Genomic DNA, 12,339 nt, shown 5'->3' on the forward strand with positions numbered 1-12,339 from the left:
CGTCGTCCTCACTAGCGTCGCAGTGAGGGAGGAGGCCCATGGAGCACGACGAGCGCGTGACGGAGACGGTCATCCGCCTGCTGGCCGAGGTGCTGCCCGGCGGTGCGGAGCTGACCCCCGACGCTTCACTGAAGGACAGCGGACTCGACTCGATCTCCGCGGTACGGGTGTGGTTCGAGATCCAGCGGGAGTTCTCGCTGGACTTCCCCGTGGAGCGGCTGGGTGACTGCGGGACGCCGGCCGAGCTGGCCGAGCGGATCGCCGAGCTGGCCGGGACGACCGAGGACACCGTCCCGGCCGGCCCAGTGATCAGCCCGGCTCCCGGCGAGCGGCACGAGCCGTTCCCCTTGACGCCCCTGCAGCAGGCGTACGTCATGGGCGCGGACGAGGACGCCACCCCCGACCCGGTCGGCTGCCAGGTCTACCGCGAGTTCGAGGTGCCCGGCGTGGACCCCGAACGCCTGCGCGCGGCCTGGCAGCGCGTCGTGGACCACCACGACGCCCTGCGCCTGGAACTGGGCGAGGACGGCACCCAGCGGGTGCTGGACCGGGCCCCCTCCTGGGACCTGCCGGTGGACGAGCCCGGCGCCCGCGAACGCCTCGCGCACCGGCGGTACGAGCCCGGCGTCTGGCCGCCGTTCGCCGTCGAGGTCACCACGCCCGGGACCGTGCACTTCGGCATCGACGCGAGCGTGACCGACGGGCGCGGGCTCGACGTGCTGCTGCGCGACTTGTGGCGCTGCTACCGCGACCCCGGCCATCGGCTGGAGGACGGCGGACTCTCCGTCCGCGACTGCCTGCTGGCGCTGGACGCCCGGCGGCGCGGCCCCCGCCACCAGGAGGACCTGGACTACTGGCGGGAACGCCTGGCGGACCTGCCGCCCGGCCCCGCCGCCGGCGTCCCGGACGGTTCGCCGCGCGCCGCGCTGACCGGCTCGCTGACCGCCGCCCAGTGGGGCGCCCTGCGCGCCAGGGCCGCCGAGCTGGACGTCTCGCCGACCGCCCTCGTGCTGACCCTGTTCGCCGAGACGGTCGGCAGGGGCGAGGACTGCTCCCTGGCCGTCACCACGACCGGCCGGGCCTGGCTGCCGCGCGAGGTGGACGAGGTGGTCGGGCCGTTCACCGGCACCGCCGTGTTCGCCGCCGAGAGCACGCTCGGCGAGCCGCTGGAGGAGGCGGTCCGGGAGGTGCACCGGCGGTTGTGGCGCGACCTCGGCCACGCGGGCGTCCCCGGCGTGACCGTCATGCGGGAGCTGCGCGAGCGCACCGCCCTGCCCGTCGTCTTCACCAGCCTGCTGGACGCCCGGCCCGACGACGCCGTGCCGCCGGTGTCGTACGCGCTCAGCCAGACCTCCGGCGTCGCGCTCGACCACCAGATGTGGGAGCACGACGGCGAGCTGCGGGTGCGCTGGGACCTGGTGCCCGGCTGCTTCGCGCCCGGCGAGCCGGAGACCCTGTTCGCCCGCTTCACCAACGCGCTGCGCGCCCTGGCCGCCGACACCGGCGAGGGCGAGATCCGGCCGCTCAACGAGCTGCAGAAGGCGTACTTCGTGGCCCGCGCGGGCGGTTCGCACGAGTACGACGGCTGCCAGGTCTACCACAGCTTCCACGTCCGCGACCTGGACCGGGACCGGCTCGGACGGGCCTGGCTGCGCCTGGTGGCCGCCCACGACGCGCTGCGCTCGGAGGTCACGCACGACGGGACGCTGCGGATCAGGCCGCACGCGCCGGAGAACTGGGCCATCCCCGAGGTCCCCGGCGTCGAGCCCGAGGAGATGGCCGGACGGGCGTTCGCGCTGGGCCGCTGGCCGCAGTGGGAGCTGCGGGTCAGCGGCGAGACCGTGCACGCGGCCGTCGACCTCACCGTGCTCGACGGGCGGAGCATCCACATCGTGCTGCGCGAGCTGTTCAGGCTCTACGCCGACCCCTCGGCCGAGCCGCGCCCGCCTTCCCAGGCGTCCCCCCTTGAGGACCCGCACGGGGACGGCTACTGGGACGAGCGGTTCCGCGACCTGCCGCCCGGGCCCGAGGTGGCCACCACGCCCGCCCGCCGCGTCCGGCTGAGCGGCAGCGTCGCCGCGGTCTCCGACGAGACCGTCTTCGCCGCCCTGGCCGGCGCGCTGCGCGGGCGCTTCCCCGACCCGTTCAGCGTGTCCGTGGTGCGCTGGACCGCCGAGTCGGAGCCGCTGCGCCCCGGCGAGTTCACCGCCCTGAGCTGGGTCACCGACGAGGAGTCCTACCCGGACCGGATCGCCGCCGACGCCGCGAACGGCGCCCTGACCGGCCTGGCCACGCTGCGCGGCCACGTCATGAGGGAGCGCCGCCGCCGCGCCTACGCCTTCCCCGTCGTCTACACCAGCACCCTCGACCTGACCGAGCACCCCCTCCCGGACGGCGTCGAGGCCGGCCCCTGGATGACCTACACCCCGGACGTCGCCCTCGACTGCATCGTCATCAGGGAGGGCGACCGGCTGCACTACCACTGGGACGCCCTGGAGCCGGAGTTCCCCGACCTGGCCGAGCTGTTCGCGGCCTTCGAGGACCGGCTGCGTCCCGTCCACCGGCTGTTCGAGCGGCAGGCCGCCGCCCGGCCCGACGCGGTCGCGCTGCGGCACGCCGGCGGGACCATGACGTACGGGGAGCTGAACCGGCGGGCCAACGCCGCCGCCTGGCGGCTGAAGGAGCTGGGCGTGGGGCCGGGGACGGTGGTCGGCGTGCGCCTGTGCCGCGGGCCGGACATGGTGGCCGCCGTCCTCGGGATTCTCAAGGCGGGCGGCGCCTACCTGCCCGTGGAGCCGTCCCTGCCGGACGAGCGGGCGGCGGTCATGCTGGACGACGCCGCCGCCGGGATCGTGCTGACCTGCGCGGAGACGTCCGGCTGGGCCGTGCCCGAGGACGTGCGCGCCGTCGAGCTGGACGCCGGCGGGGACGACCGCGGCGACCCGCCCCTCGTAGGCGCCGTGGACGACCTCGCGTACGTGATCTTCACCTCGGGCAGCACCGGCAAGCCCAAGGGCGTCGAGGTCAGCCACCGGCCGCTGCTCAACCTGCTCGACTGGTGCTACCGCACCTTCGACTTCGACGCCTCCGACGTCGGGCTCTGCGTCACCTCGCTCGGCTTCGACCTGTCGGTGTTCGACATCTTCGGCCTGCTCGGCCGGGGCGCCTCGCTCTACATCGCCGACGAGGGCCAGCAGCGCGACCCCGAACTGCTGCTGGACGTCCTCATCGACGAGCCGGTCACGTTCTGGAACTCCGCGCCCACGACGCTCAACCAGCTCGCCCCGCTGCTGGCCGAGCGGCAGGGCGGCGAGGGCACCGGCGACCTGCGGCTGGTCTTCCTCAGCGGCGACTACACGCCGCTGCCGCTGCCGGACGCCGTGCGCGCGACCTTCCCGCGGGCGCGGGTGGTCAGCCTGGGCGGCGCCACCGAGGCCACCGTCTGGTCGAACTGGTTCGAGGTGGGGGAGATCGACCCGTCGTGGCGGAGCATCCCGTACGGCCGGCCGATCGACGACGCGCTCTACTACATCCTCGACGAGGACCGGCGGCCCTGCCCCGAAGGGGAGGAGGGCGACCTGTTCATCGGCGGCAGGTGCCTGAGCCTCGGCTACCGCAACCAGCCCGAGCTGACCGCCGACCGGTTCGTGCCGGACCCGTTCGCGGGCGGGCGCATGTACCGGACCGGCGACCGGGCGGCGCTGCTGCCCGACGGGAACATCACGTTCCTCGGGCGGGCGGACAACCAGGTGAAGATCCGCGGGTTCCGGGTGGAGCTGGGCGAGATCGAGCACCGGCTGCGGCAGCACCCGGCGGTGCGGGACGTCGTCGTCCTGGCCCGCGACGACCGCTCGGGGGAGCGGAAGCTGGTCGCGTACGTGATGGCCGAGGGTGCGCAGCCGGACGTCGGTGAGCTGCGGGCGCACGCGGCCGGGACGCTGCCGGCGTACATGGTGCCCAACCACGTGGCGTTCGTGCGCACGTTCCCGGCCACGTCCAACGGCAAACTGGACCGGGACGCCCTCCCGTGGCCCCTCACCGAACGCACCCCGGAGCCCGCCCCGGAGCCGGCGCCCCAGCCCCAGCCCGCCCCGGAGCCCCAGCGCGAGCCCGAACCGGAGCCCCGCCCCCACTCCCACTCCCAGCCCGAGCCCGAACCGGAGCCCCGCCCCCACTCCCAACCCCAGCCCGAGCCCGAACCGGAGCCCCGCCCCCACTCCCAACCCCAGCCCGAGCCTGAGCCCGAGGTCGCGGGGCGGGCCGTGACGGAGATCGCCGAGCTGTTCGCCGAGCTGATCGGGGTCGAGGAGGTGGACCCCGGCCAGGACCTCTGGGACCAGGGCGTCACCTCCTTCACCATGGTCCAGGTCTCCAAGGCGCTGCGGAAGCGGTACGGCAGGCGGGTGCCGGTGGCGCTGCTGCTGGAGAACCCGACCGTCAACGGCATCGCCGCCGTCGTGGGCGGCCCCGCCGACCCGCCCGCCGACCCGCCCGCCGACCCGCCCGCCGACCCGCCCGCCGCTCCTCCCGCCAGGGAACGCCCCTCGCAGAAGCCCGCGCCGGCGGAGGCCGAGGTGGAGGCCGAGGCGGGCGGGCCGGGGGAGGTGGACTTCTTCTCGCCCGAGGACCGGGAGGCGTTCAAGGCGGCCCGGTGGAATCTGCGCCCGCTGGAGCCGGACGCCAGCCTCATCCGCCTGGACCGCCTCGACGTGCCCGACGAGCACTTCGCCTGGAGGGCCAGCGTGCGCGACTTCGAGCCCGGCTCACTGCCGTACCGGTCGTTGTGCCGGCTGCTCGGCCTGCTGCGCGAACGGCGGCTCGGCGACCGCGAGCGCCACCTGTACCCGTCGGCCGGGGACACCTACGCCGTGCAGGCGTACCTGCACGTCACCAGGGGCGCGATCGACGGCGTCCCCGAGGGCATCTACTACTACAACCCGAGCGAGCACGCCCTCCACCTGGTGAACGCCCACCCCGAGCTCGACCGTACGGTCCACTTCGTCTACAACCGCGACCTGTACGACCGCGCCGGCTTCAGCCTCTACCTCATCGGCCAGACCAAGGGCATCGAACCCCTGTACGGCGAGCAGAGCCTGCGCTACCTGACCCTGGAGGCGGGCTACCTCGGCCAGCTCCTGATGACCGGCCAGGCGGCCTGCGGCATCGGGCTCTGCCCCATCGGCGAGGTCGCCTTCGACCGCGTCCGCGACCAGTTCGACCTCGACGACGGCCACCGCTTCCTCCAGGCGTTCCTGGGCGGCCCGGCCGAGCACGCGACCGGCGACGCCACCCCCGTCTTCGCCACCCCGGCGACGGAACCGGCAGCCGTGCACCCCAAGCCGGCGGCCCCTCGCCCCGAGCCCGCGCGGCGGGCGGAGCCGGCGGCCGGTCTCGCCGTGATCGGCATGGCCGGACGTTTCCCCGGCGCCGACGACCTGGACGGCTTCTGGCACAACCTCAGCACCGGCGCCCGCAGCCTGCGCCCCGACCCCAGGGGCGAGCGTCCCGGCGGCTACCTGGAGCACATCGACCGCTTCGACAGCCTGCTCTTCCACATCTCGCCGAAGGAGGCCGCGACGCTCGACCCGCAGCTCCGGCTCCTGCTGCACAGCGTGTGGGAGTGCCTGGAGCACGCCGGGCACACCCCGGACTCCCTGCGCCGGACCGCCCCCAGGGTGGGCGTCTTCGTCGGCTCGATGTGGCACGACTACCAGCACGCGGGCGCCGCCGCCTGGCAGGCGGGCGGCCCGGCCGTGGTGTCGGCGACCGCGTCCGACATGGTGAACCGGGTCTCGTACTTCTTCGGGTTCACCGGGCCGAGCATCGCCGTGGACACGTCGTGCTCGTCCACGCTGACCGCGCTGCACCTGGCCGCCCAGGCCATCCGTACGGGCGACTGCGACGCGGCCGTGGTCGCGGGCGTCAACCTGCTCGCCGACCCCTACCACGCCGCGCTGCTGGCCGGGCTGGGCCTGCTGGCCGAGGAGGCCGGCGCCGCCGCCTTCGACGCCGACCGGCCCGGCTGGACGGTGGGCGAGGGCGTCGGCTCCTTCCTGCTGCGGCCCGTCGCGGACGCCGTCCGGGCGGGGGACGCCGTCCACGGCGTGGTCGAGGCCACCTGGGTCGCGCACACCGGGCGTACCGGGCGGTTCACCGCGCCGAGCGCCGAGGCCATGGCGGCGTCCATGCGCGGCGCCCTGGAGCGGGCCGGCGCCGGGCCCGGCGACGTCTCCTACGTCGAGTGCGCCGCGGCCGGGGCCGTCCTGGCCGACGCGGCCGAGGCGGAGGCGCTGGCCGAGGTCTTCGGCGGACGGCCCGAGCCCGTCGAGGCGGGCACGCTCAAGCCGAACATCGGCCACCTCGAAGCCGCGTCCGGCGCCTCCCAGCTCGCCAAGGTGCTGCTGCAGCTCCGGCACGGACGGCTGGCGCCCACCCTCGTCGCCGAGCCGCCCACCGACGCGGTCAGCGTGCCCGAGCAGGCCCGGCCCTGGACCGGTGAGCGGCGGGCGCTGATCAACGCCTTCGGGGCGACCGGCACGCACGCCCACGCCGTCGTCCGCGCGCCCCTGCCCGAGGAGACCGGGGGGAGCGCGGCCGACGACGGCCGCGAGCACGCCGTCCTGGTCTCGGCCGCGACGCCGGAGCAGCTCGTGACCGCCGCCCGCCGCCTGGCCGCCGGGGCCGGGGAGCAGGACGTGCGCCGGATCGCCTACACCACCCAGACCGGACGTTCCGCCCTCGCGCACCGGCTCGCCGTGGTCTGCCGTGACGCGGCCGGGCTGCGGGAGGCGCTGGAGGCGTTCGCGGCGGGCCGGGCGCATCCGTCCGTGCTCGCCGGTCGCGTCGGCGGAGGCGCCGGTTCGGCGGGTACGGAGGCCGAGGCCGCCGCCGCCTGGGTGACCGGGCAGGACGTGGACTGGGAACGGTTCTGGCCGGAGCCGCCCGGACGGGTGGCGCTGCCGTCCTACCCGTTCGAGGCCGAGCCGTACTGGATCGAGCGGACGGAGCCGGACGCGCCGCGGGCCGCCACGGGGGACATGGAGGAGTACCTCAAGGGCGTCTACGCCGAGGTCTCGGGCATCGACGCCGACCGGCTCGGGGTGCGGGTGCCATTGGAGCAGTACGGGCTGACGTCGTACCAGATCGTCGAGCTCAACGCGCGGCTGGAACGGGACCTGGGGGAGCGGTCGCGGACTCTCTTCTTCGAGCACAAGGACCTGGCCGGGGTCGCCGCCGCACTGGCCGCCAGAGCCCCGGCCCCGCCGACGCCCCGCCCCGACCAGCCCGACCGCCCCGATCAGCCCGACCAGCCCGACCAGCCCGACCAGCCCGACCAGCCCGACCGGCCCGACCGGCCCGACAAAGCCGACGATCCCGACGACGCGGGCGCGATCGCCGTGATCGGGATCGCCGGACGCTACCCCGACGCCCCCGACCTGGCCGCGTTCTGGGAGAACCTGGCCGCCGGACGGCACTCGCTCTCCCGCGTCCCCGGCGACCGGACCCGTGACGGCTGGCCCGTGGATCTCATGTGGGGCGGCTTCCTCGCCGGCGTCACCGACTTCGACCCGCTGCTGTTCGGCATCACCCCGCGCGACGCGGCCCTCATGGACCCCCAGGAGCGCGTCTTCCTGGAGGTCGCCTGGGAGGCCCTGGAGGACGCCGGCTACCCGCGCACCCGCCTGCGCGACCAGCATGGCTCCGACGTCGCCGTCTACGCGGGCGTGATGTACAACGAGTACCCCTTCTTCGGCGTCGAGCAGAGCCTGCGCGGCACGTCCCAGGACACCGGCGCGACCCTCGGCGGCGTGGCCAACCGCGTCTCCTACCACCTGGACCTCAAGGGGCCCAGCATGTCGGTCGACACGATGTGCTCGTCGTCGCTGGCCGCGCTGCATCTCGCCGTACGGTCGCTGCGCCAGGGGGAGTGCCAGTTGGCGATCGCCGGCGGCGTCAACCTCAACCTGCACCCGAACAAGTTCGTCCAGCACGCCCGCATGCGGCTCACCGCCGGGGACCGGCGCTGCCACAGTTTCGGCGCGGGCGGCGACGGCTTCGTGCCCGCCGAGGGCGCGGGGGTCGTCCTGCTCAAGCCGCTGGCGAGGGCGAAGGCGGACGGCGACCGGATCCACGCCGTGATCAGGGGCACCGCCGTCGTGCACTCGGGCCGTACGAACGGCTGGGTGGTGCCGAGCCCGGTCGAGGAGGGCGAGCTCGTCGCCCGCGCGCTCGCCGACGCGGGTGTGGACCCCGACGGCATCGGCTACCTGGAATGCCACGGCGCGGGCACCGCGCTCGGCGACCCCATCGAGATCAACGCCCTCATGCGGGTGTTCGGACGGACGGGCGCGGCCCCGGGCAGCATCCCGATCGGTTCGGTCAAGTCCAACCTCGGGCACGTCGAGTCGGGCGCCGGCATCGCCGGGCTCACCAAGATCGTTCTTCAGCTCCGGCACCGACGGCTCGTCCCCTCCCTGCACGCCGACGACCTCAACCCGGACATCGCCTGGGACGAGATCCCCTTCCGCGTGCAGCGCGAGGCGGCCGACTGGCCCGAGGGGCCCGGCGGCGCGCCCCGGCGGGCGGGCATCAGCTCGTTCGGCGCCGGAGGGACGATCGCGCACGCCGTGGTCGAGGAGCCCCCGCCCGCCGAATCCGGCACGTCCGACCCCGGGCCGCAGCTGATCGTGCTGTCGGCCCACGACGAGAGGCGGCTGCGCGCCATGGCCGGCCGGCTGGCCGGGCACCTGCGCGCGACGCCCGAGAGCCTCGCCGACGTCGCCCACACCCTCCAGACCGGACGGGAGCCGCTGCGCGAGCGGCTCGCGCTGGTCGTCCCGGACGTGGGGGAGCTGTGCGGACGGCTGGAGCGGTTCGCCCGGTCGGAGCCCGCCGACGTGCTCCGCGGCCGGACCCGCCCAGGCACCCCGCCATCCGGCAAGCCCGGCGACCCGTCGTCCGGGAAGCCCGGCACGCCCGGTGAGCTGCTGGAAGTGGGGCGGTACTGGGTGGAGGGCGGTCACGTGGACTGGACGCCGCCTCCGGGCGCGCGGCTGGTGGGGTTGCCGTCGTACCCGTTCGACCGGATGCGGTGCTGGCCCTTCGAACCGGCGGCGTCCGGGGAGCCGGCGTCCGGGGAGCCGGCGTCCGGGGTGCCGGCGTCCGGGGAGCCGGAATCGGCCGTGTCCGAGACGCCGCTCTTCGAGCGGACGTGGGCGGCGTCCGAGCGGCCCGCCCGCGACCCGGGAACCCTGGACGGCGGGACCGTGGTGTGCCTGTACGGCGACGACTCCGAGGAGCTGGCGCGCTCGCTCGGCGACCAGGTCGTGCCCGTACGCGCGGGCGACCCCGTCCCGGAGGAGTTCACCGGCTGGATCGACCTGTGCGACCTGGGCGAGGCGAAACCGCGTGACGAGCTGCGACGGCTCGCCGTCCTGCGGGACGCCCTGGCCCGGCGCCGCCCGCTGCGGATCCTGCACGTCACCAGCGGCCTGCTGGACCTCGACGGCGCGCCGCCGAGCCTGGCGGGGGCGCGGATGGCGGGGTTCGTGCGGATGCTGGCCGCCGAGTACCCGTCGGTCACGGCCACCGTGCTGGACAGCGACCGGCCCTCGGCCGCGCAGATCCGCGCCGAGTGGGCGTCCGCCGAGCCGTACGGGGAGGTCTGTTACCGCGACGGCGGGCGGTTCCGTCCAGATCTGCGGGAGTTGTCCGCGCCCTACGTGGAGCCGGACCTCGATCCCGAGTCCGTCTACGTCGTGAGCGGCGGCACCAGGGGGCTGGGCGCGCTGGTGGCCCGCCACCTGGCCGGACGCGGCGCGCGCCGGCTCGCCCTGCTCGGTGTCCGGCCGCTGCCGCCGCGCGACCAGTGGGACGGCTCCGGCGAGGAGGCCGTCGCCACCGTCCTCGGCCTGGAAGACATGGGCGCGCGGGTGGTCGTGCACACCGGGCCGCCGTCCGGGGTGGCCGCCTTCCTGGACGGCGTACGGCGCGAGCTGGGCCCGATCGGCGGCGTCGTCCACTGCGCGGGACGCTCCAGTCAGGGCCGCCCGTCGCTGGCCCACAAGTCCGACGACGACCTGCGGGCCGTGCTCGCACCCAAGGCCGACCTCCTGGAGGCGCTGGACGAGGCGTGCGCCGGGGACCGTCCGGCCTTCTTCGTCACCTTCTCCTCCGTCTGCGCCGCCGTGCCGGCGCTGGCCGCCGGGGTGGCCGACTACGCGGCCGCCAACGCCTTCCTCGACCTCTGCGCCGGGGTCAGGCGGCGGTCCGGCCGGGCCGAGTTCCGGTCGGTCGACTGGCCGCAATGGCGGGAGTCCGGCGGGGCGCGCGGGAAGCCGAACGTCGGCGAGGCCGTCGGTCTCGCGTCCCTCGGCGACCGGGAGGGGCTGCGGGTGCTGGACCGGGTGATCGGGTTGCCGCGCGGCGCGACCGTGCTGCCGTGCCCGCCGTCCGGCGTTTCGGTGGACGTCCCGGCGCTGATCAGGCTGCCGGAACGGCCCGACCGCCGTCCCGTCCCCGAACCCGCGCCGGCCGGGGAGCCTGACTGGCTGGCCGAGCTGTTCTCCGAGACGATCGGCATCCCCGTGGACGCGCTGGACCCGACGGCGGAGTTCGGGGACCTCGGCGTCGAGTCGGTGATGCTGGCCGAGCTGGTGCAGCGCATCGAGGAGCGGCTCGGGGAGAGCCTGGAACCGTCGCTGCTGCTGGACCACCCGACGCTGGAACAGCTCCGCGACCGCCTGGGCGTCCCGCAGAAGACCGTCCCGGGCGTCCCGGGGAAGACCGCCCCGCACGAGCCCCGGGAGACCGCGCCGGACACTGCCCAGACCACTGCCCCTGCTCTGGAGCCCGTCCGACCGGCAGGATCGCAGGATCGCAGGATCGCGATCATCGGCATGGCCTGCCGGTTCCCCGGCGCCCCCGACGTGGCCGCGTTCTGGCGGAACCTCGCCGAGGGCCGGTGCGACGTGCGCGAGGTGCCCGCCTCCCGCTGGGACCACCGCGAGCTGTACGCGCCCGAGCCCGCCCTCGGCCGCAGCATCAGCAAGTGGGGCGGCTTCGTCGACGGCATCGAGGACTTCGACAACGACTACTTCGGCCTGGGCGAGGACGAGGCCCGCGCCCTCGACCCGGCCATCCGCATGTTCCTGGAGTGCTGCGCGACCTGCCTCGCCGACGCCGGCTACGACCCCGCCGAGCTGCGCGGACGCCGGGCCGGCGTGTTCGCGGGAGCCCGGATGTCCGACTACGGGCGCCGGGTCGGCATCCGGCCGGGCGGGCTGGCCTCCGACCAGAACTTCATCGCGGCCAGGGTCGCCCACCACTTCGACCTGCGCGGCCCCAACCTCGTCGTGGACAGCGCGTGCTCCTCCTCCCTGGTCGGCGTGCAGCTCGCCGCGCAGAGCCTGCTCGCCGGGGAGGCCGAGGTCGCCCTCGCGGGCGGGGTGGAAGTGCTCCTGGACGAGAACGACTACCTCCAGCTCAGCGCGGCCAAGGCGCTGTCGCCCACCGGGCTGTGTCACACGTTCGACGAGCGTGCCGACGGGTTCGTGCCGGGGGAGGGCTGCGGGGTGGTCCTGCTCAAGCCGCTGAGCGCGGCGCTGGCCGACGGCGACCGGGTGCACGCGGTCATCGAGGCGGTCGCCGTCAACAACGACGGCCGCACCATGGGCGTCACCACGCCCAACCCCGAGGCCCAGGCCGACGTGGTCCGCCGGGCCCTGGCGGCGGCCGGCCGCAGGCCGGGGGAGATCGGCCTGATCGAGGCGCACGGCACCGGCACCCTCATCGGCGACCCCATAGAGCTGCGAGCCCTGACCCGCGTCTTCCACGAGGGCGGCGATCCGGGCACGTGTGCGATCGGCAGTGTGAAGACCAACATCGGGCACACGCTCAGCGCGGCCGGGATCGCCGGGCTGATCAAGGCGGCGCTGGCCGTCGAGCACGGACGGATCCCGCCGACGTTGTCCTGCGAGCGGCCCAACCCGCGGTTCGACTTCGCCGCCTCGCCCTTCGAGCCCGTCACCGAGCCGCGGGACTGGCCCTCGCCGAGGGTCGCCGGCGTCAGCTCGTTCGGGCTCGGCGGCACCAACGCGCACCTCGTGCTGAGCGAGCCGGACCCGCGGCTGCGCGCGGGGCCGGTACGCGAGCCCGCCCCCGCGCCGGTCTTCCGCCGCAGGCGGCTGTGGCTGGAGCGCGACCCCGCCCCGCCCAGCGCCCCCGGCCGGAGCCCCGACCCCGCCCCAAGCCCCGCCCCTGGCCGGAGGCCCGATCCCGGCCCGCCGGACGACGCCAGCTCGCTGCTCGACCTGAACATCACCACGGGGAGGCGCTGAC

At 75.3% G+C, this 12,339-nt stretch carries 1 protein-coding gene; it reads left to right on the forward strand.

Annotated features, from left to right (window positions below):
* Positions 1–38: 38 nt before the first annotated feature.
* Positions 39–12,338 carry an amino acid adenylation domain-containing protein gene (locus ACIA8R_RS42800; RefSeq protein WP_397043330.1) on the forward strand — a complete coding sequence of 4,100 codons (12,300 nt, stop codon included), beginning with the start codon at positions 39–41 and terminating at the stop codon, positions 12,336–12,338.
* Position 12,339 lies beyond the last annotated feature (1 nt).

The organism is Nonomuraea sp. NPDC051191 (assembly GCF_044455665.1).
GTDB lineage: Bacteria > Actinomycetota > Actinomycetes > Streptosporangiales > Streptosporangiaceae > Nonomuraea.

What these genes read in the sequence shown, in the direction of transcription:
- ACIA8R_RS42800 (WP_397043330.1), top strand. Translation starts at nt 39, where the DNA reads ATGGAGCACGACGAGCGCGTGACGGAGACGGTCATCCGCCTGCTGGCC.